The 25,486-nt window shown below is 69.3% G+C and carries 25 protein-coding genes; 3 read left to right on the top strand and 22 right to left on the bottom strand.

The window, feature by feature from the left end; genetic code table 11:
- Positions 1-19: 19 nt before the first annotated feature.
- From argH to ABQ271_RS05145, 10 genes are all read right to left on the bottom strand, one after another.
- Positions 20-1,450: an argininosuccinate lyase gene (gene argH, locus ABQ271_RS05190; RefSeq protein WP_349310443.1), complete on the bottom strand. Its 1,431-nt coding sequence runs from the start codon at positions 1,448-1,450 to the stop codon at positions 20-22.
- Positions 1,447-2,574, bottom strand: a complete 1,128-nt coding sequence (locus ABQ271_RS05185; RefSeq protein ID WP_349310442.1) for a heparan-alpha-glucosaminide N-acetyltransferase domain-containing protein — start codon at positions 2,572-2,574, stop codon at positions 1,447-1,449. The genes argH and ABQ271_RS05185 overlap by 4 nt, the downstream gene beginning before the upstream one ends.
- Complete coding sequence (gene argF / locus ABQ271_RS05180) at positions 2,553-3,476, bottom strand: ornithine carbamoyltransferase (protein WP_349310441.1); 924 nt, start codon at positions 3,474-3,476, stop codon at positions 2,553-2,555. Before argF ends, ABQ271_RS05185 begins: the two co-directional genes overlap by 22 nt.
- Positions 3,473-4,714: an acetylornithine transaminase gene (locus tag ABQ271_RS05175; protein ID WP_349310440.1), complete on the bottom strand. Its 1,242-nt coding sequence runs from the start codon at positions 4,712-4,714 to the stop codon at positions 3,473-3,475. Before ABQ271_RS05175 ends, argF begins: the two co-directional genes overlap by 4 nt.
- On the bottom strand, positions 4,711-5,610 hold the full coding sequence (gene argB / locus ABQ271_RS05170) for an acetylglutamate kinase (RefSeq protein WP_349310439.1): 900 nt from the start codon (positions 5,608-5,610) through the stop codon (positions 4,711-4,713). Before argB ends, ABQ271_RS05175 begins: the two co-directional genes overlap by 4 nt.
- The gene (gene argJ / locus ABQ271_RS05165; RefSeq protein WP_349310438.1) at positions 5,607-6,764 is read right to left on the bottom strand and encodes a bifunctional glutamate N-acetyltransferase/amino-acid acetyltransferase ArgJ; all 1,158 of its coding nucleotides are present in this window, start codon (positions 6,762-6,764) and stop codon (positions 5,607-5,609) included. Before argJ ends, argB begins: the two co-directional genes overlap by 4 nt.
- On the bottom strand, positions 6,761-7,810 hold the full coding sequence (argC, locus tag ABQ271_RS05160) for an N-acetyl-gamma-glutamyl-phosphate reductase (RefSeq protein ID WP_349310437.1): 1,050 nt from the start codon (positions 7,808-7,810) through the stop codon (positions 6,761-6,763). The genes argJ and argC overlap by 4 nt, the downstream gene beginning before the upstream one ends.
- 207 nt (positions 7,811-8,017) lie before the next feature.
- Positions 8,018-9,004: an NAD-dependent epimerase/dehydratase family protein gene (locus tag ABQ271_RS05155; RefSeq protein WP_349310436.1), complete on the bottom strand. Its 987-nt coding sequence runs from the start codon at positions 9,002-9,004 to the stop codon at positions 8,018-8,020.
- Positions 9,001-10,584: a hypothetical protein gene (locus tag ABQ271_RS05150; protein WP_349310435.1), complete on the bottom strand. Its 1,584-nt coding sequence runs from the start codon at positions 10,582-10,584 to the stop codon at positions 9,001-9,003. Before ABQ271_RS05150 ends, ABQ271_RS05155 begins: the two co-directional genes overlap by 4 nt.
- Positions 10,566-11,336, bottom strand: coding sequence for an ABC transporter ATP-binding protein (locus tag ABQ271_RS05145; RefSeq protein ID WP_036313792.1), 771 nt, complete (start codon positions 11,334-11,336; stop codon positions 10,566-10,568). Before ABQ271_RS05145 ends, ABQ271_RS05150 begins: the two co-directional genes overlap by 19 nt.
- 59 nt (positions 11,337-11,395) lie before the next feature.
- On the opposite strand from ABQ271_RS05145, the gene ABQ271_RS05140 reads away from it, so the two are divergent.
- Positions 11,396-12,520, top strand: a complete 1,125-nt coding sequence (locus tag ABQ271_RS05140) for an AAA family ATPase (protein WP_349310434.1) — start codon at positions 11,396-11,398, stop codon at positions 12,518-12,520.
- Between the two features lie 41 nt (positions 12,521-12,561).
- A complete protein-coding gene (locus ABQ271_RS05135) occupies positions 12,562-13,950 on the top strand; it encodes a carboxylesterase family protein (protein ID WP_349310433.1) in 1,389 nt (462 codons plus the stop codon).
- A 69-nt stretch (positions 13,951-14,019) separates the two neighbouring features.
- On the opposite strand, the gene pheT is transcribed toward ABQ271_RS05135, so the two are convergent.
- From pheT to infC, 10 genes are all read right to left on the bottom strand, one after another.
- Positions 14,020-16,530: a phenylalanine--tRNA ligase subunit beta gene (pheT, locus tag ABQ271_RS05130; RefSeq protein WP_349310432.1), complete on the bottom strand. Its 2,511-nt coding sequence runs from the start codon at positions 16,528-16,530 to the stop codon at positions 14,020-14,022.
- The gene (gene pheS / locus ABQ271_RS05125) at positions 16,530-17,570 is read right to left on the bottom strand and encodes a phenylalanine--tRNA ligase subunit alpha (RefSeq protein ID WP_349310431.1); all 1,041 of its coding nucleotides are present in this window, start codon (positions 17,568-17,570) and stop codon (positions 16,530-16,532) included. The genes pheT and pheS overlap by 1 nt, the downstream gene beginning before the upstream one ends.
- 48 nt (positions 17,571-17,618) lie before the next feature.
- Positions 17,619-18,539: an amino acid ABC transporter permease gene (locus tag ABQ271_RS05120; protein ID WP_349310430.1), complete on the bottom strand. Its 921-nt coding sequence runs from the start codon at positions 18,537-18,539 to the stop codon at positions 17,619-17,621.
- Positions 18,536-19,192: an amino acid ABC transporter permease gene (locus ABQ271_RS05115; protein ID WP_349310429.1), complete on the bottom strand. Its 657-nt coding sequence runs from the start codon at positions 19,190-19,192 to the stop codon at positions 18,536-18,538. The genes ABQ271_RS05120 and ABQ271_RS05115 overlap by 4 nt, the downstream gene beginning before the upstream one ends.
- A gap of 72 nt (positions 19,193-19,264) precedes the next feature.
- Positions 19,265-20,158 (bottom strand): glutamate ABC transporter substrate-binding protein, encoded by an 894-nt coding sequence (locus ABQ271_RS05110; RefSeq protein ID WP_349310428.1) that lies wholly within the window; start codon positions 20,156-20,158, stop codon positions 19,265-19,267.
- Between the two features lie 60 nt (positions 20,159-20,218).
- A complete protein-coding gene (locus ABQ271_RS05105) occupies positions 20,219-20,938 on the bottom strand; it encodes an amino acid ABC transporter ATP-binding protein (protein WP_311869697.1) in 720 nt (239 codons plus the stop codon).
- Positions 20,939-21,089: 151 nt separating this feature from the next.
- A complete protein-coding gene (locus tag ABQ271_RS05100) occupies positions 21,090-21,890 on the bottom strand; it encodes an RNA methyltransferase (protein ID WP_349310427.1) in 801 nt (266 codons plus the stop codon).
- An 84-nt stretch (positions 21,891-21,974) separates the two neighbouring features.
- Entirely contained in the window at positions 21,975-22,355 is a 381-nt protein-coding gene (gene rplT / locus ABQ271_RS05095; protein WP_064003211.1) for a 50S ribosomal protein L20, read from the bottom strand.
- Positions 22,356-22,384: 29 nt separating this feature from the next.
- Complete coding sequence (gene rpmI, locus ABQ271_RS05090; RefSeq protein ID WP_036313763.1) at positions 22,385-22,579, bottom strand: 50S ribosomal protein L35; 195 nt, start codon at positions 22,577-22,579, stop codon at positions 22,385-22,387.
- A 47-nt stretch (positions 22,580-22,626) separates the two neighbouring features.
- Positions 22,627-23,301: a translation initiation factor IF-3 gene (infC, locus tag ABQ271_RS05085; RefSeq protein ID WP_349310850.1), complete on the bottom strand. Its 675-nt coding sequence runs from the start codon at positions 23,299-23,301 to the stop codon at positions 22,627-22,629.
- 204 nt (positions 23,302-23,505) lie between these two features.
- On the opposite strand from infC, the gene ABQ271_RS05080 reads away from it, so the two are divergent.
- Positions 23,506-23,904, top strand: coding sequence for a DUF1844 domain-containing protein (locus ABQ271_RS05080; RefSeq protein WP_036313760.1), 399 nt, complete (start codon positions 23,506-23,508; stop codon positions 23,902-23,904).
- 42 nt (positions 23,905-23,946) lie between these two features.
- On the opposite strand, the gene ABQ271_RS05075 is transcribed toward ABQ271_RS05080, so the two are convergent.
- A complete protein-coding gene (locus ABQ271_RS05075) occupies positions 23,947-24,726 on the bottom strand; it encodes an SseB family protein (protein ID WP_349310426.1) in 780 nt (259 codons plus the stop codon).
- A complete protein-coding gene (gene priA / locus ABQ271_RS05070; protein ID WP_349310425.1) occupies positions 24,710-25,456 on the bottom strand; it encodes a bifunctional 1-(5-phosphoribosyl)-5-((5-phosphoribosylamino)methylideneamino)imidazole-4-carboxamide isomerase/phosphoribosylanthranilate isomerase PriA in 747 nt (248 codons plus the stop codon). Before priA ends, ABQ271_RS05075 begins: the two co-directional genes overlap by 17 nt.
- Between the last annotated feature and the right edge of the window lie 30 nt (positions 25,457-25,486).

Below are 25,486 nucleotides of genomic sequence, written 5' to 3'. Positions count from 1 at the left end.
TAAGCGAGGCGGGCTCGCGTCACAGACGGAGGTCGCGCGCGAGCTCCTGCGCACGTGCGACGAGCGCAGATCGCTGCTCCGTCACCCGTGTGGGCGCCGTCCCCCCGACCCCGTCTCGGCTCGCGACGGATCCCTCGATCGTCAGCACCTCGCGGACGTCGGCATCCAGATGTTCCGACACTTCTGCCAGCAGAGCGTCGTCGGCGTCCTCGAGCCCGATCCCACGCACCTCGCACGCCTGGACGAGCGCACCCGAGATCTCGTGTGCGTCGCGGAAGGGGACGCCGCGTTTCACGAGCCAGTCGGCCACGTCGGTGGCCAGCGAGAAACCCTCGGGCGCGGAGCTGCTCATGCGGTCGGTGTCGAAACGCAACGTCGCGATCATCCCGGCGAATGCCGGGAGGAGCACCTCGAGCGTCGCCACCGAGTCGAAGACGGGCTCCTTGTCCTCCTGCAGGTCGCGGTTGTAGGCGAGCGGCAGAGCCTTCAACGTGGCGAGAAGACCCGTGAGGTTTCCGATCAGACGGCCCGACTTGCCCCGAGCGAGCTCAGCGATGTCAGGGTTCTTCTTCTGCGGCATGATGCTCGACCCGGTCGAGAAGCCGTCGTCGAGGCGGACGAACGAGAACTCTCGCGTGTTCCAGATGATGATGTCTTCGGCGAACCGCGAGATGTCGACGCCGATCATCGCGGCGATGAACGCGAACTCCGCGACGACGTCGCGGGATGAGGTGCCGTCCATCGAGTTCTCTGCCGGGCGTGCCAGGCCCAGATCCTGCGCCACCGCCTGCGCATCGAGACCGAACGTCGCACCGGCGAGCGCTCCCCCGCCGTACGGCGAGACGGATGCGCGGGCGGTCCAATCGCGGAGACGCTCGAGGTCACGGATGAGCGGCCAGGCGTGCGCTTGAAGGTGGTGGGCCAGCAGGACGGGCTGGGCGTGCTGGAGGTGAGTGCGCCCGGGCATGATCGCGGCGGGGTGCGATTCCGCCTGCGCGACGATCGCATCGATCACACGGAGGAGGTCACGCGCGATCACCCGGGAGTGGTCGAGGAGGAACAGACGCACGAGGGTGGCGATCTGGTCGTTCCGGCTGCGACCCGCGCGAAGCTTTCCGCCGAGCTCGGGACCGACCTCGCGGATCAGCGCCGCTTCCAGGGCGCCGTGGACGTCCTCATCCGAATCGACGGCCACCAGATCGCCGGCGCGCACCGCCTCACCGAGCGCGTCGAGCCCGGCATGCATCCGCGCTTCTTCGTCCGTCGTGAGGTACCCCGCACCGGCCAGGGCACGAGCGTGGGCGTGCGATCCCGCGAGGTCGTACTCCGCCAATGACCAGTCGAAGTGGGTGGAACGGCTGAGTGCGACCAGTTCCGGCGAGGGTCCGGTCGCGAACCGCCCGCCCCACAGTGCACCCTGATTCGTCGCGTCGCTCTTGCTCTCACTCACGGATACACCCTATCGGCGGGGTCGAGGCTCCACCCCGGCACCAGGCGGCGCGAGACGAACGCCAACCCGCGCTCGAGCGGGCCCTGGCCGCGCAGCACTGCCCACAACGTGCAGAACACGACGGCGCCCAGACAGAACCACCAGAAGAGTCCGAGATCGCGGAATGCACCGAGGTCCGTCGTGTCGTCGAAGACACCGAGAGCCACGACAGCCCACACCAGCACCTGGCCGACATACGCGGTCAGCGGCATGGATCCCACCGCGCGGAGCGGAGTCACCAACCACGTCAGCGGCGTGCGACACAGCAGGAGACAGGCTCCGATGATGGCCACCGCGAACCCGCCTGACGAGATGACTTCCACGAGACCACCGCTGTGCGCTTCCCCCGCGAAGACGGCCTCGCCGTACGTTCCCGGTGACGACATGCCGCCCGCGCTCGCGACGATCGCGAGGACGCTCCCGATCACGACCGCGGCGACGCCGCCCGCGAGGATCGTCACCTGGTTGGTCGCGCTCCGCAGATCCGTCCGCCCGAGCGCGATACCCGCGGTCACGAACGCGATCCACAACGGGAACGGGTACGCCCACCCGGTGAACAAGAACAGCGTCTCCCCCGACTCGCCGGTCCAGATCGGGAGGGCGTCGAGGAAGGGAAGCACCCAGGGCATGAGGATCGCGACGGATGCCGCAATCGCCCAGAGCACCCGGACGGACAGCGCGAGGAGGGGGAGAGCGAGAAGGAACAGGATGCCGTAGGCCTGGAGGATCACGTAGATCGGGACGCCCGTCGCCGTGAGGAGCACACCGATCATCCACAGTGCGACGGCCCGGACGGCGAGCCGGCGCCTGCTCACCCGGAGCCGCTCGCCGTGGTGCGGCATCCTGCCACCGGACATGAGCGCGATCGAGACTCCCGCGAGGATCGCGAAGAGGATCGACGAACGGCCGTTGACGAGGTCGACCCACGACGACGGATCCGACAGCGTCAGGTCTTCGTCGATCGTCAGCAGGTGGGCGGCGAGCATCCCGAAGACGGCGAGCGCCCGGGCGAGATCGATGCCGTGGAGCCTGGCGGGGCCGTTCCAGCTCCGCCAGGCATCCGTCACTGCTGACGCAGCAGCCACACCAGCAGCGCCTTCTGCGCGTGCAGGCGGTTTTCCGCCTCGTCCCACACCACGCTCTGCGGCCCGTCGATCACGTCGGCGTCGACCTCGTAACCGCGGTCCGCAGGAAGGCAGTGGATGAAGATCGCATCGTCCTGCGCCAGTGCCATCGTCTCCTGCGTGACCTTGTAGGCGCCCAGGTCGCGAAGACGTGCGATCTTCTCCTCTTCCTTGCCCATCGACACCCATGTGTCGGTGACGATGACGTCGGCCCCGGCGGCGGCTTCGAGGGGGTCGGTGTACAGGGTGAGAGAACCCCCGGTAGAGGCGGCGACGCGATCGGCGTCGGCGACGACGTCAGGACGCGGCGCGTAGGCATCGGGCGACGCGATGCGCACGTGCATACCCGCGGTGACGCCCGCGAGAGCGTAGGAGTGCGACATGTTGGACAGTCCGTCACCGAAGAACGCGAGCGTGAGGCGGGCGAGCGAGCCCTTGTGTTCGCGGATGGTCAGGAGGTCGGCGAGCAGCTGGCAGGGGTGGAAGTCGTCGCTGAGCGCGTTCACGACGGGGACACGCGTTCCCGCCGCCATCTCCTCGAGACCCGCCTGGGCGTAGGTGCGCCAGACGATCGCCGCGACCTGGCGCTCGAGCACGCGCGCCGTGTCGGAGGGGGTCTCCTTGCCGCCGAGCTGGCTGTTGGCCGTCGAGATGATGAGCGGCGATCCGCCCAGATCGGCGATGCCGACCGCGAACGACACCCGGGTGCGGGTGGAGGACTTGTCGAAGATGACCGCGACGGTCTGCGGCCCTTCGAGGGGCTTCTCCCTCCAGCGATCAGCCTTCAGCTCGAGGGCGAGGTCGAGGATCTCGGCCTGCTCAGCGGGGGTCAGGTCGTCGTCGCGCAGCAGATGGCGGGTCATGCGGAGGCCTCCGGGGTCTCGTGGGTGTCGTCGAGCATCAGGGCGTCCTCGACGGTGGCGAGGGCTCGGGCGAACAGGGTCTGGAATTCGTCGATCTCGACGTCACCGATCGTCAGCGCCGGCGCGAGACGAATCGTCGAGTCGTTGGCCGCGTTGATGATCAACCCGTGTTGCTGGGCGGCGGCGACCACCGCCCCGGCGACGGGATGCCGCAGGGCGACGCCGATCAGAAGGCCCTGGCCGCGGCATCCCTCGACCAGGGCGGAACCGATCGCCGTCACCGCGTCGCGGATCTGCTGACCGCGCTCCGCGGCAGCGTCGACCAACCCGGCGCTCTCGATCTCGTCGAGGACGGCGGACGCGACGGCCGTCGCCAGCGGGTTTCCCCCGAACGTGGAGCCGTGGGTTCCGGGGTAGAAGAGGTCGCTGGCCGCGCCGAACGTGATGAGCGCGCCGATCGGGATGCCGTTGCCGATGCCCTTCGCGACCGTGATCGCGTCGGGCGTGATGCCGGTGTGCTGGAACGCGAACCACGCGCCGGTCCGGCCCGCGCCCGTCTGGATCTCGTCGATGATGAGCAGGGCGCCGTGACGCTCGGTCAGCTCACGGGCGGCGGCGAGGTATCCCTCCGGCAACTCGAGGACACCGGCCTCCCCCTTGATCGGCTCGACGAACAGCGCTGCCACGCGGTCGTCGATCGCGGCTTCGAGCGCCTCGATCGTCGAATCGAGGAACTCGACGCCGGGAACCATCGGCTCGAACGGCTGCTGCATCGCGGGCTTGCCGGTGAGGGCGAGCGTTCCCATGGTGCGGCCGTGGAAGGCGTTCTTCAGGGCGAGGATGCGGGGGCGATCCGCCCCGCCGTGGAGTCGAGCGAGCTTGAACGCCGCCTCGTTCGCCTCGGCGCCCGAGTTGCCGAAGTAGACCCGGCCGGACTCACCCGTGCCGGCGAGACGCTTCAGCCGAGCAGCGAGCCCCAGCTGAGGAGGCGTCGCGAAGTAGTTCGAGACGTGACCCAGGGTCGCGGCCTGATCCGCCACGGCCTTCACGAACACCGGGTGGGCGTGGCCGAGGGAGATGACCGCGATGCCGCCGAGGAAGTCGAGGTAGCGGGTGCCCTCGTCATCCCACAGGTGCGCACCCTCGCCGCGCACGAGCAGCGCGAACCGGTCTCCCGAGTTGAGGACGAGGTCGCGAGACGCGTCATCCTTCCAGCTCACCGTCGCCTGCGCGGTCATCCCGCCACCACCTCTGTTCCGATTCCGCGTTGCGTGAAGAGCTCGACCAGCACCGAGTGCGGCTGCCGGCCGTCGATGATCGCCGCCCGGTCGACGCCGCCGTCGACGGCATCGAGGCAGGCTTGCATCTTGGGGATCATCCCCGACTCCAGGCTCGGCAGCATCGTGCGGAGCTCCGTCGCCGTCAGGTGCGAGACGAGCGAATCGCGGTTCGGCCAGTCGGCATAGAGGCCCGCGACATCGGTCAGGATCACGAGTTTGACCGCGCCGAGAGCCACGGCCAGCGCGGCGGCCGCGGCATCCGCGTTCACGTTGAGCGAGCTCCCCGGGTGATCGACGTCGGGCGCGATCGACGACACCACGGGCACCCGGTCGGCCGCGAGGTGGTCGAGGATCGCCGTCGGGTCGACTCCGACGACGTCACCGACGTGGCCGAGGTCGTGCTCGGCGCCGTCGACGACGACACCGCGACGGCGGCCGCGGAAGAGCCCCGCGTCCTCGCCCGACATCCCGGTCGCGAACGACCCGTGCGCGTTGATGCGGGACACGAGCTGCGGATTGATCTGGCCGGCCAGCACCATGCGGACGACGCCGATCGCCTCGGTGCTCGTGACGCGGTATCCGCCCTTGAACTCGCTGGCGATGGAGAGCCGGTCGAGCATCTTGGAGATCTGCGGACCGCCGCCGTGGACGACGACCGGCTTCACGCCGACATGGTGCAGGTAGGCGATGTCGTCGGCGAACGCGGCCTGCAGCTCCTCGCTGACCATCGCATTGCCGCCGTACTTGATGACGACGATCTGATCGCGGAATCGCTTGAGCCACGGGAGGGACTCGACGAGGACCGCAGCCTTGCCGGCGGCTTCTTCAGGAGTGGTCTTCTGGATGTCGGTCATGACGAGTAGGCACTGTTCTCGTGGACGTAGTCGTGCGTGAGGTCGTTCGTGAGGATCGTCGCCGCCGCGTCTCCGACGCGCAGGTCGATACGGATGTGCGTCGCGCGTGGCGTCAGGTCGACCTCCTCGCGCGGGCGATCGGGGCCGCCGGCCGTGCAGACGCGGACCCCATTGAAGGACACGTCCACGTCGTAGGGGTCGAAGGCGGCATCCGTCGTGCCGATCGCGGCGAGGACGCGACCCCAGTTGGGGTCGTTGCCGAAGATCGCAGCCTTGAAGAGGTTGTTGCGCGCGACCGAGCGGCCGACGGTGACGGCGTCGTCCTCGTTCGCGGCGCCGACGACCTCGATCGTGATGTCGTGGCTCGCCCCCTCGGCATCCCCCTGCAGCTGCGCGGCGAGATCGAGGCAGAGCTCGGTGAGGGCGGCGGCGAACTCGGCAGGCTCGGGACGGATGCCGCTGGCTCCGCTCGCGAGGAGTGTCACCTGATCGTTCGTCGACATGCAGCCGTCGGAATCGAGCCGGTCGAAGCTCACCCGGGTCGCATCGCGGAGCGCGGCGTCAGCCGACGGCGCATCGAGGTCGGCATCGGTCGTGATGACGACAAGCATGGTCGCAAGTCCCGGCGCCAGCATGCCGGCGCCCTTGGCCATGCCGCCGATGGTCCAGCCGCCCCGCGTGACGACGGCGCGCTTCGGCCGCGAGTCGGTCGTCATGATGGCGAGGGATGCCGCCTCTCCCCCGTCCGTCGAGAGGGCTGCGACGCCCTGGTCGACACCGTCGAGCACTTTGCCTCGGAAGATCTCGTCGCCCGTACCGATGAGCCCCGTCGAGCAGACGAGAACATCGCCCGCGCCGACGCCGAGCAGCTCAGCCACCCTCTCCGCGGTCTGATGCGTGGTCTGGAATCCGAAGGAGCCGGTGAAGCAGTTGGCCCCGCCGGAGTTGAGGACGATCGCCTCGACGACACCGTCGCCGATGACCTGCTGCGACCAGAGGATCGGGTTCGCCTTGGCGCGGTTCGTCGTGAAGACGGCGGCACCGACCTTCTTCGGACCGCGGTTCACGACGACGGCGACATCGGCTGCCCCCGTCGATTTCAGAGCGACGGCGACTCCGGCCGCCTCGAATCCCTGCGCTGCCGTGACGCTCACGGTGCCACTCCGTTCACACTCAAGCCCGTCGTCTCGGGGAGGCCGAGGGCGATGTTCATCGATTGGATCGCGGCACCGGCGGTGCCCTTGACGAGGTTGTCGACCGCTGCCACAACCACAACGCGGCCGGCGGCGCGATCGATCGCGAGGCCGAGGAGCGCGGTGTTGGCGCCCAGCACGTCTGCGGTGCGCGGGAAGGATCCCTCCGGAAGCAGGTGCACGAACGGCTCATCGGCGTATGCCGACTCCCACGCGTCACGGATCTGCGCGTCGGTGACGCCGGGCGCGATCGGGGCGGTCGAGGTGGCGAGGATGCCGCGGGACATGGGGACGAGAACGGGAGTGAACGAGATGCGGATGTCGCCGGCAGCGGGCGCGGCGGCGGCGAGCGCCTGTCGGATCTCGGGGATGTGCCGATGCGTGCCGCCCACGGCATACGGGTTGGCGGTGCCGAGGACCTCGGACGCGAGCAGGTTCGTCTTGAGGCTCTTGCCCGCGCCGGACGGGCCGACGGCGAGAACGGTGACGATGTCGCCGGGATCGATGACTCCCGCGGCGACACCCGGCGCGAGGCTCAGCGAGACGGTCGAGGCGTTGCATCCGGGGGCCGCGATCCGGCGTGCACCGACGAGTGCGCCGCGCTGCTTCTCGGATCCGACGACCAGTTCGGGCACGCCGTATGCCCACGGCTCCGAGAACGCGCCGCCGTAGAACGCGTCCCACGCCGCCGAGTCGGTCAAGCGATGGTCCGCGCCCGCATCGATGACGAGCGGCACGTCCGACAGCATGTCGGTGTACTGCGCGGACTGCCCATGAGGCAGCGCGAGGAACACGATGTCGTGGCCGGCGAGTACCTCGGGGGTGGTGTCCTGCAGCGTTAGGTGCGCGAGTGAGCGCAGGTGCGGCTGATGGTCGATGAGGGGCTGCCCGGCGTTCGAGTGCGCCGTGACGGTGCGGATCTCGACGTCGGGGTGCGATGCGAGGAGGCGGAGGATCTCGCCGCCCGCATAGCCGGAAGCGCCGGAGACGGCGACCGAGAAGGTCATGGAGTCAACCTTATTGTCTGGGGTGGATGGGCCGAGGACGGCGACACCTGCGGCTCGATCCGCAGCACGCGGAGAGCGGGAGGGGTCGCCTAGCGTCGGCGGTCGCCCCGACGTCGACGCGCGCTGACCACCGTCGAAACGGTGAGGGTCGCGGGCGAGGACATACCGCGACGGTAGTGCCGCAGCATCCGTCGTCGCAAATCGAGGTCAGCGACCGGCGACGAACGACTCGATGAGGGCGAGCTCCTCGGCGCGCTCGAGGCCGCTCGAGCGGGAACGGGAAACCCCTCGGGCGCGCTCGTCCTGGAGGACTCGCTCGATCGTTTCGGACAGGGGACGGATGCCGCCGCCCGCCGCGCGGTAGGCGGCCCCGCTCCGCGCCGCAAACCCCCGCACCTCGGCCGGCAGCCACAGCGGCAACGATCGTGGGCCCGCCCAATGCGCGACGCCGTGACGCTCGAGCCAGTCGGCGGGTGCGGCATGCACCTCGCCGGTGTGGCCGGCGGCATCCCGTGCGAGATCGAGGACGTGGCCGAGCGGATGCGACTCCCCCACGGCGTCGACCACGCCGTCGAACCCGCGGGCGCCCGACGAGACGATGAAGGCGACCAGGTCGTCGACATCGATCACCTGTGCGCGAAGCCCGGCGGCCTCGGGGACGAGGACGGATTCGGTGGTCGCCGCCGCGAACCGCGCCGGCCAGTAGCCGAATCGGTCGGTCGGATCGCCGGGGCCGACGATGAGGCCAGGGCGGATGACGGCGACGCGGACGGCAAGCGCGGCGGCCGCGTGTTCGCAGGCGACCTTTGCTCGCGCGTAGTCGTACGGCTCGCCGTCGCCCAGCGGCTCGACCACTGCGGCGCGCTCGTCGGCGCCGGGGCGATCGGCCTCGGCGTAGACCGACACACTGGAGATGTACGTCGCGTGTGCGGCACGCTCGCCCAGTGCGGACGCAGCCTGCGCCACGTGGCCGGGACTCGAGGAGATGTCGACGATCTCGTCCCACTCGACGTCGTCGAGGGCGTCGTTCGCGCCCGGTTCGGAGCGGTCGGCCACCACGAGATCCGCCCCGGCGGGGGCGGGCCTGTCGCCCCGCGCGAGCACGGTCACCCGCGCGCCGCGCTCGACCCACGCCTGCGCGACGAGGCGGCCGACCCAGCCTGTTCCGCCGAGAACGAGGACGCGGTCGCTCATGTCGGCAGTGACCGGATGCGATCGAAGAGCTCGGGCCCGGAGCGGTCGAACGTCCGTCCACCGAGGAACACGCCGAGCACGACGACTCCCCCGCCGACGATCACGCCCGTGGCGAGCGTCGCCCACGCCCAGCCCTCGCCGCCCTGCACCATGCCGGTGACGGCGAGCACGAGAGTGGGAAGGGAGAGGACGCCGATCACGGCCCAGACGACGAACGCCATCAGGCCGCTGACGAAGGTCTGGCCCGGGACGCTCTTGAACGGGCTGTCCCCGGGAGCGGCGACCGGGGTGATGATCATCGCGGACGTCACCGCCGAGACGCCGTACCCCGTGAGCAGGACCCCGAGAGCGGCGCCGAGGACGAGCGGCAGACGCCCGGCATCCGTACTCAGGACGACGGTGACGACCGAGAGGACGACCACGAGCGGGATGCCGACGCACGCCGCTCCGAGCAGACGCCCGAGCCGATCGTCCCGCCCCCGGATCCCGGTCGCCAGGACCGTCGCGTACGCCGTGCCGTCGTAGGAGATGTCGGTGTAGCTCGCGATCGCCAGCATGAAGGCGACCAGGACGGGCGACGCGGCGAACCCCAAGCCGTCGACACCCCCGATGAAGGCGAACAGGACCGGGAAGATGGGGACGACGAGGAGCTGACGGATGTACCGCGGATCGCGGAGCCAGGCCGTGAGCGAGCGCGCCCAGGTCGCTCCGATGCCGCCGGTCGGCATCACGCCGAAGAGTCCGAGCTTTCCCGCCTTCACGCGGCGACTCGTCTGATGCGGCGGAGACGAGGTCGCGCCGTCGACCGCCCGCGACCAGGCCCACCAGAGCAGGCCCAGGCTGACGATCGCAACGCCCGAGCGAGCGAGGGCCAGCAGCCCGTCACCCGCGGCGAGCGCGGGAGCGACGCCCCACGCGGCCCCGAGAGGCGTCCACGGCAGGACGTCGGCCGCGGCGGCGAGCCGATCGCCCAACGAGCCGCCTCCGCCGTCGAGCAGAGCGAGTATCCCCGTGAGGAGAGGCCCCGAGAGCATCGCGACGACGAGGACGAGCGTGCCGATGAACTCGCGCCCGCGCCGGTTGCCTCCGAACCCGCCGGACAGCTCCGCGACGAGGCGGGAGGCGACGACGCAGATCGCCACCCCGACGATGGCGGCGGGGATGCCGGCGAGGGCAGCCAGCGGCCAGCGGAGCCAGAGGACGAGAGAGATCAGGGCGAGGAGGGTCGTGACGACCCCGGGGATGCCGGTCACCGCGGTACCGACGAGCGCGAGCATCGTCTGACGGCGAGTGAACGGGAAAGGCGCGAGGCGCCGCGCATCGATCGACGTATCCATCCCTGCGACGATGATGGGACCGAGAACCCACCCGAGGATGAGCGCGCTCCCGGCGATGATGCTGACTTCGGCCGCGGCCTCGAGCGACCCGAAGAGGCTGAGCGACACGATGCCCGCGGTGAGAGAGGTCAGGATGCCGAGCCCCCACAGCACCCCGAAGATGAACCCGACGAGTTGCCAGGGCCGCCGGGCGAGGGTGTTGAAGAGGGCGCGGTACCGGAGCTTCAGGACTGTCGCAACCACTGCGGCCCCTCGCTCTGGTGACGACCGCCGACGAGATCGACGAAGCGGTCCTGCAGGCTCTGCCCGCCGCGGACCTCGTCGATCGTGCCGGCCGCGAGCACTCGACCCGCCGCGATGACCGCGACGTGGTCGCACATGCGCTGCACGAGGTCCATCGAGTGGCTCGACACGATGACCGATCCGCCCGAGGCCGTGTAGCTCCGGAGGACGTCCTCGATGTTCGCCGCCGAGACGGGATCGACGGATTCGAACGGCTCGTCGAGGACGAGGAGACGCGGAGCGTGGACGAGCGCGCACGCGAGCGCGATCTTCTTGGTCATGCCGGCGGAATAGTCGGCGACGATCGTCCCGGCCGCCGGTCGCAGGTCCATCAAGTCGAGGAGGTCGGATACGCGCGGCGCGATCTCCGTGCGCGGTAGGCCGAACATCATCGCGGTGTAGGTGATGAGCTGCTCGCCCGTGAGGCGGTCGAACAGCCGGATGCCGTCGGACAGGTTGCCGATGATGCGCTTCGCCGCAACGGGGTCGCGCCACACGTCGATGCCGTGCACCCAGGCGCCACCGGCGTCGGGGCGGAGGAGGCCGGTCGCCATCGAGAGAGTCGTGGTCTTTCCCGCGCCGTTCGGCCCGACGAGCCCATAGAACGAGCCGGCGGGGACGACGAGGTCGATCCCGGCGACGGCGGGAGTCGATCCGAACTGCTTGAAGAGACCGGAGAGCTGGAGGGCGGGGACGGTTCGTGGCTCACTCACCCGGCGAGCCTAGCGAACGCCCTCGCTCCGATGTCAGCCCCACCTGACACAGTGTCCGTATGCTCCGAACGCTCGCCGTCTCCGGCTACCGGTCCCTCCGCGATGTCGTGCTTCCGCTCGGCGAACTCACCGTCGTCACAGGACCGAACGGCTCGGGCAAGTCGAACCTCTACCGGGCGCTTCGCCTGCTCGCGTCGGCGGCGACGGGCGACCTCGTCGGCGCGGTGGCCCGTGAAGGCGGTCTTCCGTCACTGTTGTGGGCGGGACCGGAAGAGGGCGGCGATCAGGGCACGGTCCGCCGCAACCCGATCGCCGTGCAGCTGGGGTTCTCATCGGATGAGCTGGGGTACCTCGTCGATCTCGGCATCCCGCAGATCGCTCAGGACAGCGTGTTCGCCCGCGATCCCGAGATCAAGCGCGAGCAGGTGTTCGCCGGTCCCTTCGCCAAACCCGCCACCCTGCTCATCGACCGCCTCCGCTCCCAGACCCGCATCCGCGACGGCGCCTGGGTGTCCCTCGATCAGAAGCTCGCGCCGTTCGAGAGCATCATCACCGACCTCGCCGAGGGAGACACGGCACCCGAGCTGCTGGGGCTCCGCCGCATCATGAACGGCTGGCGATTCTACGACCACTTCCGAGTGGATGCCGACGCGCCCGCCCGGCGTCCGCAGGTCGGCACGCGGTCGCCGCTGCTCGCCCACGACGGATCGAACCTCGCGGCGGTGTGGGCAACTGTCGTCGACGCGGGTTTTGGGCGCCAACTCGACCGCGCGGTCGACGAGGCGTTCCCCGGCAGCCGGGTGACCGTCGAGGCATCCGACGGCGTCCTCCGGCTGACGGTGCGGCAGCCGGGGCTCCTCAGACCTCTGGATGCCGCAGAGCTCTCCGACGGGACGCTCCGCTACCTGCTCCTGTGCGCGGCGCTGCTGCCTGCGCGGCCGGCGCCACTGACGGTCCTCAACGAGCCCGAGTCGAGCCTTCACACGAGTCTGCTCGGACCTCTGGCGAACCTGGTCCGTGCGGCATCCGAGCAGACGCAGGTGATCCTGGTATCGCACGCGGCGGGCCTCGTCGACGCGATTCCCGAGGCCAACCGGGTCTCCCTCGAGCGCCGCCTCGACGGGACGGCGGTGGCGGGCCAGGGACGCTTGGAGGGTCCGCCGTGGAACTGGGGCAAGCGCTGAGGATCGCCGGCGATTCGCGGACCGACGGGTAGCGTTGCCGGATGCCGCCGCTCGCTGTTCCCGGTCCGATCCCGACGCGTTCCGGCCCCGTCACCGGCCGCCGCGACGGGGACGTGATCCGTTATTCCGGGATCCCCTACGCGAACGCCGACCGCGGCGCGCCGCCCATGCCGGCTGCACCGCAGACGGGACTCGACGGTGAACCTCTCGTGCTGCGAGCGACGGATACCGCACCGGCGTGCCCGCAACCGTCGTCACGGATTCTCGAGACCCTGATGCAGGGCGCCCTCGACGGCGTCCCGCAGTCGGAGGACTGCCAGCGCCTCTCCATCACGCTGCCCGCCGACCTTCGCTCCGGCGAGGTCGTGCCTGTCATCGTCTGGTTCCACGGCGGCGGATATACGACGGGAGCGGGCGACCTGGCGATCTACGATCCCCACGCGCTCGTCGTCGAACAGCGCGTGCTCGTCGTCGCCGTGACCTCACGGCTGGGGATGCTGGGCTTCGGCGGGGGCGGATCTGGTCCGAGGCGTCCCCACGACGGTGCACCCGCCAACCTCGGCCTGCTCGATCAGATCGAGGCGCTGCGCTGGATCCGCGGCTCGATCGCCGCGTTCGGCGGCGACCCCGAGACGATCACCGCGATGGGGCAGTCCGCAGGTGCCGATGCGATCCTGCACCTCCTGATCAGCGACGGTGCGCGCGGCCTCATCCGAAGGGCGATCGTGCAGAGCCCGCCGCTCGGGATCACGACCGGGCGCGAGCGGATGTTCCGCGCGATGGCGCGAATCACGCGGGCGCTTCCTGCGAACGCGCCGGTGGATGCCGTGCTGCGGCGTCAGGCACGGGCAGAGCGCGCGTCGTGGGCCTCCGGCATCCGTTCGGGATTGCCGTGGGGTCCGCGCTACGGTCACGCACCGCTTCCCCGAGAGGAGGACCGGGATGCCGCGTGGCGCGCGGTCGCGCCGGAGGTCGACCTCCTCATCGGGACCACCAGGGACGAGATCGCGATGTACCTGCCGGCCCTGCCCGTGATCGCGCCGCTCCTGCGTGTGCCGGTGCTCGGTCGAGCGCTCCGGGCGATCCTCATGGGGGCGATGGTCCGCCCGATGACGCGGTTCGTCTACACCCGGCCTGTCCAGGCGTTCGCCGAGCGCCACCGCGCAGCGGGCGGTCGTGCGGTGCGATACGTGTTGGAGGCCGCTCCGACATCCAGCCCCATCGGCGTGGGGCACACGGTCGACGTCCCGCTCATCCTCGGCACGCGAGAGGCGTGGACGCGCACGAGCCTCGTGCCGCCGGAGTCGTGGCCGGAGGTCGCCGCACGCGGACGCGCCGTGCGCCGCGTCTGGGCGGACTTCGCGCGCACGGGAACGGTTTCCACCGAGGTGGATGCCGACGCCTGCGGCATGCGCTTCGATCGCGGCTGATCCGGGCGCCGCCGCCTGAGGACGGCGCCGAACCGACACCGCGAGCGGCTGAGCGGACCGCGGGGTGCGTCAGTCCCGGATCGAGGCCCCGTACCGCTCCGCCGCGACAGCCACACCCGCGAGCTTGGCCTCCGTGGCCTCCGCCGCCGTCAGCGTGCGATCGTCGGCGCGGAAGCGCAGTGCGAACGTCAGGCTCTTCGACCCGTCCGGGACGCCCGCGCCGCGGTAGTCGTCCACGAGGCGGAGGTCCTCCAGCAACGCGCCTGCGCCGTGAGCGAGCGCGCCGCTCACCTCGCTGGCGGCGAGGTCAGCGGGGACGACGAGCGACACGTCCTGAGTCGCGGCGGGGTAGGTCGCGAGCGACGGCGCCGCATCCGGGGCGGGGGTCAGTGCCAGCACCGAGTCGAGATCGATCTCGGCGACGAAGACGCGCCCGTGCAGGTCGGCCGCCTCCGCGACTGTCGGCAGGAGCTCGCCCACGTAGCCCACCTCGGCATCGCCCACGAAGAGGGAACCCGCGCGGCCCGGGTGGAGGGCAGCGCGCTGCGCTTGACGGACGTCGATCGTCACGCCCGCAGCGGTCGCGACCGTCTGGACGGCGCCGAGCGCGTCGGCGAGATCGAACGAGATCGCCTGCTGGCCCGGGGCCTTCGACACGGCGTGGCCGTGGAGAAGGACGGCGACATGGCGCGGCTGGGGCGGGATCGACGCGTGCAGCGCGGCGAGGGTCGCTTCGTCGGGCAGCTGGGCGAGCGGCGGAACGGTCGTCGTGCCGTACTCGGCCCCCGGTGCCGGCGTGAACACGGTGCCGGTTTCGAACAGCGCCAGGTCGGTGAAGCCACGCGACACGTTGCGGTGTGCGATCTGCAGGAGACCCGGCAGAAGGGAACGACGCAAGAACGGCGCCTGGCCGTCGAGCGGGTTCGCCAGGCGAATCGACGGAAGGTGCTGCCCTGACGGCGAGCCGTGCAGGGCGTTCTGCTCTTCGGTCGTGAACGGGAACGCGACGACCTCGACGTGACCGGCAGCGGCCAGCGCATTCACGACCCGACGACGCCCGCGCTGGAGGGCGGTGAGGCCACGGCCCGAGGGCGGCGTCGGAAGGATCGAAGGGATGCGGTCGAGCCCATGAAGGCGCGCGACCTCTTCGGCGAGGGTCCAGCGATCGGTCAGGTCGGGACGCCAGGACGGCGGGATGACCTCCCAGCCACCGTCGGCCTCGATGACCTCGCACCCGATCGTCTCGAGGGCACCGACGATCTCGTCGGACGTGTAGTCGACGCCGATGAGGCCGGGGATGAACGCGGTCGGGAGCTCGACCGACGGGACGAACACCTCGGCGAAGAGAGCGCCGCCCGTGGTCGTGTCGAGCGTGCCGCCGGCGAGTTCGACCATGAGGTCGGCGACCCGGCGCGCCGCGACGAACGGGATGAGCGGGTCGACGCCGCGTTCGAAACGGCGCGAGGCTTCGCTGGGGAGCTTGTGCCGACGGGCCGTGCGGGCGATCGACACCGGGTCGAAGATGGCCGCTTCGATGAGGACGTTGCGCGTGGCATCCCCCATCTCGGTCTTTCCGCCACCCATGACGCCGGCGAGGCCGATGGGACCGGAGTCGTCGGTGATGAGGAGATCTTCGGCGTCGAGCGTGCGCTCCTTGCCGTCGAGGGTCGTGAGCTTCTCCCCCGCCGCCGCACGTCGCACGGTAATGCCACCGGTGAGCGTGTCGAGGTCGTAGCCGTGGATGGGATTGCCGAGTTCGAGCATCACGTAGTTGGTGATGTCGATCAGGATGCCGAGGGAACGGATGCCGGCGAGCGACAGTCGTGCCGTCATCCAGGGCGGAGTGGATCGGGAGGGGTCGACGTCGCGGACGATGCGGACGACGAACTCGCTCGCGCCCGAGTTGCCGTGGATGGGGGCCGCGTCGTCGATGGTGACATCGAAGCCGCCGGTCGGCTGCTCGAGCTCCTCGAACGGACGGAGCCCGGGGTCGGTGAACGTGGCACGGGTCGCGTGGGCGTACTCGCGGGCGGCGCCACGGATCGAGAGCGCATAGCCCCGGTCGGGAGTGACGTTGATGTCGACCGCGACGTCGTCGAGTCCGAGCAGCGCGATCGCGTCGGTGCCGACCTCGGGGTCGAGACCGAGTTCAGTGAGACGGAGGATGCCGGAGTGCTCGTCACCGAGCCCGAGCTCCTTCGCGGACGCGATCATGCCGTCGGAGACATGGCCGTAGGTCTTGCGGGCGGCGATCGGGAACGGACCGGGAAGGACCGCACCCGGGAGCGTCACGACGACCTTGTCGCCTTCGAAGAAATTGCCCGCGCCGCAGACGATTCCGCGGATGCCGCCGTGCGCCTCGCCCACATCGACCTGGCACCAGCGGATGGTCTTGCCGTTGGACTGCGGCTCGGCGTCGAACGAGACGACGCGGCCGACGACGATCGGGCCGGTGAGATCGAACGCGTGGACGTCCTCCTCCTCGAAGCCGACCGACACGAAGGAGGCGAGGACGTCCTCGGGGGTCGTGCCGGGTGCGACATCGACGTACTCGCCGAGCCAAGAGAGCGGGACGCGCATCAGACCACCATTCCGAACTGCTCGCTGAAGCGGACATCGCCCTCGGCCATGTCACGCATGTCTTGCACATCGCTGCGGAACATCAGGGTCCGCTCGATGCCCATCCCGAAGGCGAAGCCCGAGTACTCCTCGGGGTCGATGCCCGCGGCACGGAGGACGTTGGGGTTCACCATCCCGCATCCGCCCCACTCGATCCAGCGCGCGCCGCCCGGGAAGGTGGGGTGCCACAGGTCGAGCTCGGCGGACGGCTCGGTGAAGGGGAAGTAGTTGGTGCGGAACCGGGTCTTCGCCTCGGCGCCGAAGAGGACCTTCGCGGCGTGATCGAGCGTGCCCTTGAGGTGCGCCATCGTGATGCCCTTGTCGATGACGAGGCCTTCGAACTGCGTGAAGGCGGGCAGGTGCGTCGCGTCGAACTCGTCGGTGCGGTACACCCGACCCGGGCAGAGGATATAGATCGGGACGTCGCGCTCGAGCATCGAACGCACCTGGACGGGGCTCGTGTGCGTGCGCATGACGAGGTGGCGGGCGACCGGGTCGACGAAGAAGGTGTCCTGCATCTGTCGCGCAGGGTGGTCGGGCGCGAAGTTGAGCGCGTCGAAGTTGAACCACTCGTGCTCGAGCTCGGGACCTTCGGCGATCTCCCACCCCATGCCGACGAAGAGATCGGCGATCTCCTCCTGCAGAAGCGAGATCGGATGCCGCGCCCCCACGCGTCCGCGCGGGGCGATCGACGTGATGTCGACGCGTTCGGCTTCGAGCTTCGCGGCCGTCTCGGCGGCGGCGAGCTCGGCTTCGCGGGTGGCAAGCGCCTGGTTGACGCGCCCGCGGGCCTGGCCGACGAGCTTGCCGAGGGCGGCCTTCTGGTCGTTCGGGACGTTCCGCAGCTGCGCGTTCAGCCCGGCGAGGGGCGACCCCTCCGCGGTGTGAGCCGATCGTGCTGCTTTGAGCGCGGCGGTGTCGGGTGCGGCGGCGAAGGCTGCCAGCGCGTCTGAGACGGCGGCATCCACCGCCTCGGGGGTGATCTCGGGTGCGTCGGACACGAGAGACGAGTCTACCGGCGGGCCGGAGTGCGGCCCGCCGGTGAGTCGTCAGACAGCTCGGCCTGTGCCGGCATCCTTCGAACTCGCCTTCAGCTGCACGGCGATGAGTTCGGTGTCGGTCGTGTTGTGCAGGGGCCGGGCAGGGCCGGCACCGGGCCCGCGACCAGAACTGTTGAGGCGTTTCTCCACCAGCTTCGCCACACCGGACAGCGCGAGACACAGACCGATGTAAATGGCACCCGCGACGATCGTCGCCTGGACGATGGGGCGCTCGAGCGAGTTCTGCGACCCGAGGTACTTCGCGTAGAACAGGAGTTCCTCGTAGGTGATGATGAAGCCCAACGCGGTGTCTTTCAACGTCACCACGAGCTGAGCGATGATCACGGGCATCATGGCTCGGATCGCCTGCGGCAGGAGCACGAGACGCATGACGCCGGACTTCCGAAGTCCCAGCGCGTAGCCCGCTTCGGACTGACCTCGCGGTAGCGACTCCACACCGGCGCGGATCACCTCCGCGAGCACCGAGCCGTTGTAGACGACGAGAGCGATGACGACGACCCAATACCCCTCCATACGGACGCCGATCACCGGCATGCCGTAGTACAGCAGGAACATCGTCACGAGCACAGGTACCGCCCGGAGGAACTCGACCGCCGCCGCGACCGGGACGCGCACCCAGGCGTGAGCCGACAGACGGCCGATCGCGAGAAGGAACCCGAGGGCGAGCGCGCCGACAGCGGCCAGGGCGAACGCTGCCAGCGTCCGGCCCGCGGCCAGGAGGAACTGCTCCCAGATTCGGGTGTAGGTGAACGCGTTCCACTTCTCGGCGGCGAACTGGCCGGTCACTGCGAGGCGCCACACGAGGAAGGCGACGATCGCCGCGACCACCAGGATGACGATCGCACCGATGATCCGGTTGCGGGCGATCGCCCGAGGGCCGGGTACGTCATACAGGACGCTGCTGCTCATCGCGCCACCCTCCAGCGGTTCTCGAGTGATCGCTGGCCCCACGAGAGGAGGAGGACCAGGGCGACGAAGATGACCATCACGCAGATGATGACGACGAGCTGATTCTCGCCACGCTCACTCAACCAGTCACGGGCGGAGCCGAGGTTCATGACGGAGAACCCGGCAGCGACCGTCGTGTTCTTGAGGAGGGCAATGAAGACGCTCATCATGGGCGGGATGACCGACCGGAACGCCTGCGGGAGGACAACGAGCGACATGACCTGCCCGAACGTCATCCCGAGCGCGCGGGCCGCCTCTGCCTGACCCACGGGAACGGTGTTGATCCCGGAACGGACCGTCTCGGCGACGTAGGTCGCCGTGTAGATCCCGAGGGCGGCAACGGCGAACACCACCTGCACGACTCCGCTCGACCTGATGTCGAGAAGGGGCGGGAGCGTGTAGGCGAAACCGAAGAAGACGAGCGTCAGAGGCGTGTTGCGAATCGTGTTGACGTAGACCGTGCCGACCGCGCGTGCGATCGGGATCGGCGAGACGCGCATCGCTCCGACGATGACGCCGAGGATGAGAGCGAGCAGTCCACCGCCGAAGAACAGCACGAGGGTGCCACGAAGCGCCTCGCCCCAGAAGTCGAGGTTGTCGGTGATGACGCCCATGCGGTCCTTTCGAAGGTCTCAGAGGATCAGAGACCCTGGGGGCGCGTGATGCCGCGCCCCCAGGGGAGAAGGTCAGTCGACCGCGGGCTGTTCAGCCTCGACGCCAGACGGCTTGAGGTACTCGTCGTACAGCGCAGTCCACACATCGCCGCCGTCGGTGAACAGCTTGTTGATGTGGTCCTTCAGGACGGTGTCACCGTCCGCAAGGCCGACGCCGTAGCGCTCCTCGCTGAACGGCTTACCGGCGAGCTTGAGCTTGTCCTTGTCCTCCGCGACATAGCCGGCGAGGATCGCCTCATCCGTCGTGATGGCGTCGACCTGGCCGTTCAGGAGCTGCTCGACACACTCGGAGTAGGTCTGACGTTCAGTGACCTCGCCGTTGTACTCATCGCGGATGCGCTGCAGCGGCGTGGACCCCGTGACCGAGCAGGTGACCTTGTCCTTGAGGTCGTCCGGGCCGTTGATGGAGTCGTCGTCAGCGGCGACCAGAAGGCCCTGGCCGGTGATGAAGTACGGTCCGGCGAAGTCGATGACCTCGTCGCGAGCGGGGGTCATCGAGTAGGTGCCGACGTAGTAGTCGATGTTGCCGTTGACGATCTCCTGCTCGCGGTTGGCCGACGGGATCGTCTGGAAATCGATCTGATCCTCGTCGAAACCGAGGGATGCCGCGATCCACCGCGCGATCTCGACATCGAAGCCGGAACGCTCACCGGAGACGGCGTCCTCGTAGCCGAGGCCGGGCTGGTCGCTCTTGACACCGACGACGATCTTGTCGGCCTTCGAGGCGCGGTCGAACGTCGGGCTGCCGTCGAGCTTCACGTCGCTCGCGACCTCCCAGAGGGCCTTGTCGTCGTCACCGCCGGCAGCGCCGCCGGGGGTGGTGGGGCTGCCGCTGTTGCAGCCGGCGAGAGCGAGTGCCGCGATCGCGATGCCGGCGAAGGCGCCGGCGAGTCGAGTCTTACGCATGTGATCCTCCTGGTTTCGTGTCGTTCGTCATTCGTCGCGCCGGTGCAGGGCGCGGACGTCTCAGTGGGTGATGAGTTTGGAGAGGAAGTCCTTCGCGCGGTCGCTCTTCGGGTTGGTGAAGAACTCCTGCGGCGTCGCTTCCTCGACGATCAGCCCGTCGGCCATGAAGACCACGCGGTCAGCGGCCTTACGGGCGAAGCCCATCTCGTGCGTGACGACGATCATCGTCATCCCGTCCTGCGCGAGGCCGACCATGACGTCGAGGACCTCGTTGATCATCTCGGGGTCGAGAGCCGAGGTCGGCTCGTCGAAAAGCATCACCTTGGGCTTCATCGCCAGGGCCCGCGCGATCGCGACACGCTGCTGCTGGCCTCCGGAGAGCTGAGCCGGCAACTTGTCGGCCTGGTGGCCGACGCCCACACGGTCGAGCAGTTCGCGGGCGAGCTTGTCGGCATCCGCCTTCTTCATGCCCTTGACCTTGATGGGCCCGAGGGTCACGTTCTCGAGGATCGTCAGGTGCGAGAAGAGGTTGAAGGACTGGAAGACCATGCCCACGTCGGCGCGGAGGGCTGCGAGTGCCTTGCCCTCGGCCGGGAGATCCGCGCCGTCGATCGTGATCGACCCGCTCGTGATCGTCTCGAGGCGGTTGATGGTGCGGCAGAGCGTCGACTTACCCGACCCGGACGGGCCGACGACGACGACGACCTCGCCACGGTTGACCGACAGGTCGATGTCGGTGAGGGCCTGGAAATCGCCGTAGTGCTTCTGCACGTTCGTCATGACGACGAGCGGCTGGCCACGGCGGACATCGATGTTCGACGTGCGCGGCGCAGGATCGGCAGCAGGAGTGGTCATCCTCCGACCTTATGGGGCATGACGTCCGGAGACCCGCCTGGTTGCCAGGGGTTTACAGTTCCGTAATGATCCGGAGTCAGCGGCTCGCGCGCTGCGCGAACGCCGACTCGTACAGACAGACGCTCGCGGCCGTCGCGAGATTCAGCGATTCCGCCTTCCCGTAGATCGGCAGACGGAGCGAGAGATCGACCAGTGCGAGAGCGTCATCGTCCAGCCCGCGAGCCTCATTTCCGAACACCCAGGCGGTCGGCTCGGCGAGTGTGCCGCGGTGATCGACGAAGTCCTCTCCCCCGACGTCGGCCGCGACGATCCGCAGCCCCGCCGAGCGGGCCCGACCCGTGGCATCCGCCAATTCGATACCGACCGCGACGGGCAGGTGGAACAGCGAACCGGTCGTCGCACGGACGACCTTGGGGTTGAAGGGGTCGACCGTCCGGCCGGTGAGGATGACTGCGTCTGCACCGACGGCATCCGCGGCACGGATGATCGTGCCGAGGTTTCCCGGGTCGCGCACTTCCTCGCAGATCACGATGAGCTTCGGGTCATCGGCGAAGATGTCGCGCACGGACGTGGGGACCTGACGGGCCACGGCGATGATTCCCTGCGGCGTGACCGTGTCTGCCATGGCCTCGATGACGGCTTCGCTCGCGAACTCCGCCTCGATACCCGCATCGGATGCCGCGTCTCGGATGTCGTCGTGCTTCTCCCACGCCGACGGCGTCGTGAACAGCTCGATCAGCGTGTCGGGCCGCCACGTGAGCGCTTCGCGGGCGGCTTGCGGGCCTTCGAGGAGGTAGAGCCCCGTCTCCTGACGGGCGGCACGCTTGGTCAGCTTCGCCACGGCGCGGACGCGCGGCGACCGGGGGTTCTCGAGCACGTTCTCAGTGTAGGGGCGCGCATCCCCCGCACACGCGAAAGGGCGCCCTCCGAAGAGGACGCCCTTTCACAGACGGTGACGCGATCAGGCCTTGGGGGCGTTCACATCGGCGGGCAGCGCAGCCTTCGCCGTTGCGACGAGCGACGCGAAGACGGCCGGCTCGTTGACCGCGAGCTCAGCGAGCATACGACGGTCGACCTGGACACCCGCGAGGCCGAGGCCCTGGATGAAGCGGTTGTACGTGATGCCGTTCTGGCGGGCAGCGGCGTTGATGCGCTGGATCCAGAGGCGACGGAAGTCGCCCTTGCGCTTACGACGGTCGCGGTACGCGTAGACGAGCGAGTGGGTGACCTGCTCCTTCGCCTTGCGGTACAGACGCGAACGCTGTCCGCGGTAACCGGAGGCGCGCTCGAGGATGACGCGACGCTTCTTGTGGGCGTTGACAGCCCGCTTGACTCTAGCCATTTCTTCTACTTCCTAATCTGCGTCGGCGATCAGATGCCGAGGAGCTTCTTGGCGACCTTGGCGTCACCCTTGGCCAGGACCTGCTCCTGGTCGAGGCGACGGGTGCGACGGGTCGACTTGCCCTCAAGGTTGTGGCGCAGGTTGGCCTGCTGCTTCATCAGCTTGCCGCTGCCGGTGACCTTGAAACGCTTCTTGGCACCCGAGTGGGTCTTCTGCTTCGGCATATCTCTTCCTTCGTTGGGGATCCCGCGGACGGGAGTCTGTGGTGCGCTTACTCCGCCGGAGCGGAAGCGGTGGTCTCTTCGTCGTCGGCCTGACCGCCGCGCGCATCGCGCGCTGCCTGCTTCGACGCCGCGCGAACGGCGTTCTGCTCGGTCTTGACCTCGGACTTGTTCTTGTGGGGCGCGACGACCATGACCATGTTGCGGCCATCGATCGTGGGGTTCGACTCCACGGTGCCGAACTCGGCGACATCCTCGGCGAACTTGCGGAGGAGACGCACACCCTGTTCGGGACGCGACTGCTCGCGGCCACGGAAGAGGATCATCGCCTTCACCTTGTCGCCCGCCTGGAGGAAGCCCTCGGCGCGCTTGAGCTTGGTTATGTAGTCGTGCGCCTCGATCTTCAGACGGAACCGAACCTCTTTGAGGACGGTGTTCGCCTGATTGCGCCGCGCTTCCTTTGCCTTCTGCGCAGCCTCGTACTTGAACTTGCCGTAATCCATGATCTTGACCACGGGGGGCTTCGAGTTCGGGGCTACCTCGACGAGATCGAGGTCGGCCTCCTGGGCCAGGCGCATGGCCACCTCGATGCGGACGACGCCGACCTGTTCACCCGCGGGGCCCACGAGGCGGACCTCGGGAACGCGGATGCGGTCATTGGTGCGGGGATCGCTGATGCGGAACTCCTCTTCGTGCGGTGGACGGCCTCCGGTGACACGAGAAATGTGTCGCCGGGCGGAAGATCGTCACGTCCACCCCGCACGATGCATGCATCGGCGTTCTGTGTTCTGCACCCTGGACAACCTCGACGAGCGAGGCGGAGTGCGAGACCCGGTAGCCTGGAGCGGCAAGCGCGGGTGGGATGTGATCCTCTTTCGACACGGAGCAGAACACTCCGGTGCCCGCAGAAGTCTAGCAGAGAGCAGCACGTGAGTACTATTCCGGCCGACCACAGTGATCACGACCCCGAGCGCCTCTCGCGCTGGGACGAACAGGAACGGGTCGCTCAGTCGGCCACGCGCGACATCGCGGACGTCCCGGCCGTCGAGGTGATCACCACCACGTCGGTCCATCTGATGAGCGCCGCGGCCGTGAAACTCGGCCTCGCCGACGCCCCCGACCAGCAGAAGGACCTCGACGAGGCACGGAAGCTCATCAACGCACTCGCCGGCCTCATCACGGCGGCAGCCCCCGAGGTCAGCGACATGCACGCACGTTCGCTCCGGGACGGGCTCCGGACGCTCCAGCTCGCGTTCCGCGAGGCCTCCTCGATCCCCGACCCGATCGGCAAGGGGCCCGGCGAGAAGTGGACCGGACCCGTCAACTGACGTCGCAGCGCTGAGGGGGTGGATGCCGCGGCATCCACCCCCTCACGCGCGAACGAGCTTGACGGTCAGGGAGTCCACGAGGACCGCGACGCGGTCATCGGACGCCCAGCGCGACGCGAGCCGCTGCAGGATGGCGTCGAGCGCCGCCTGATCGAGACCGTCGACGAGGTGCAGGCTCACCACGAGCTCCGGCCCACGCAGCCGCGAGTGCGGATCCCCCGCGGCGACGGAGAGGTCGAGGACGCCGAGCTCGGTGCCGATCGACTCCTGCAGCCCGGCGAAGACCTCCGGTGAGACGTGCGGCGGTTCCCACGCGTGGCCCTGCCCGATGGCCCAGACCGCGGGACGCCGGAGCACGAACTCGGTGTCACTGCCGGGGTCGATGACGATGAGTTCCGTGTCATCCGCCGCCGCCGACAGGGCCGTACGGATGCCGTCGGCGGGGACCGGGCGAGCCGCGGCATCCCAGCGCGACATCGTCGCAACCGACGAGAACACCGGCAGGACCTTGCGGCCGTCGGGGGCCGCGACCGTGACGATCGAGAGCTCCTGCGTCTTGTCGACCGTGAGGCCGGTGGGGCCGACGCCCTCCTCCCCCTTCTGGGCGACGAGAGGGATGAGGAGGCGCGCGTTGCGGTAGGCATCGACGACGTCGGTCGCCGGGCCCTCGCCCGCGTGGAACGCGATCAGCGCTGCCAGCAGGGCCGGGTCCGCACTCCCGTCGTCGCCGCTGTGCGGATTCGGCTGGAAGCTGCGTCCCTCCCAGGGCACGCCGGCGGAGTCCGCCGGGTGGCCGGAGTGCGGGTCAGTGTCCGGCGACATCCAGTGCCTCGGCCAGCGTGAACGCACCGGCGTAGAGAGCCTTGCCGACGATCGCACCCTCGACACCGAGCGGGACGAGTTCGCGGAGCGCCGCGATGTCGTCGAGGCTCGAGATACCGCCGGACGCGACGACCGGCTTGTCGGTGCGGATGGCGACCTCGCGGAGCAGTTCGATGTTCGGCCCCTGCAGGGTGCCGTCCTTCGTCACATCGGTGAGGACGTAACGGCTGCAGCCGGCATCCTCGAGACGGTCGAGCACCTGCCAGAGGTCCCCGCCGTCACGGGTCCATCCGCGCGCCGCGAGCGTCGTACCGCGGACGTCGAGACCGACGGCGATCGCCTCGCCGTAGCGCAGGATGACGTCGGCCGCCCACTCGGGGTTCTCGAGCGCTGCGGTGCCGAGGTTGATGCGGGTCGCGCCCGAGTCGAGTGCGGCGTCGAGCGACTCGTCGTCGCGGATACCGCCCGACAGTTCGATCTGCACGCCGCGGAGCGACTTGATGACCTTGCGCATGAGCGAAGCGTTCGAACCCCGACCGAAGGCGGCGTCGAGGTCGACGAGGTGGATCCAGTCGGCGCCCTGTCGAGCCCACTCCTGTGCGGCGTCGACCGGGTCGCCGTAGCTGGTCTCGGTACCGGCCTCGCCCTGCGTCAGGCGGACGGCCTTCCCCGCGGCGACGTCGACAGCGGGCAGCAGGATCAATTCGGGCGTAGATGCGAAATCGTTCATGGCTCCGGGTGGGACGGTGTGCACGCCGGG

The sequence above is a fragment of the Microbacterium sp. MM2322 genome, assembly GCF_964186585.1.
Lineage (GTDB): Bacteria > Actinomycetota > Actinomycetes > Actinomycetales > Microbacteriaceae > Microbacterium.
The sequence above is the reverse complement of the archived record's forward strand: the minus strand, read 5'-3'. Positions and strand labels throughout refer to the sequence as shown.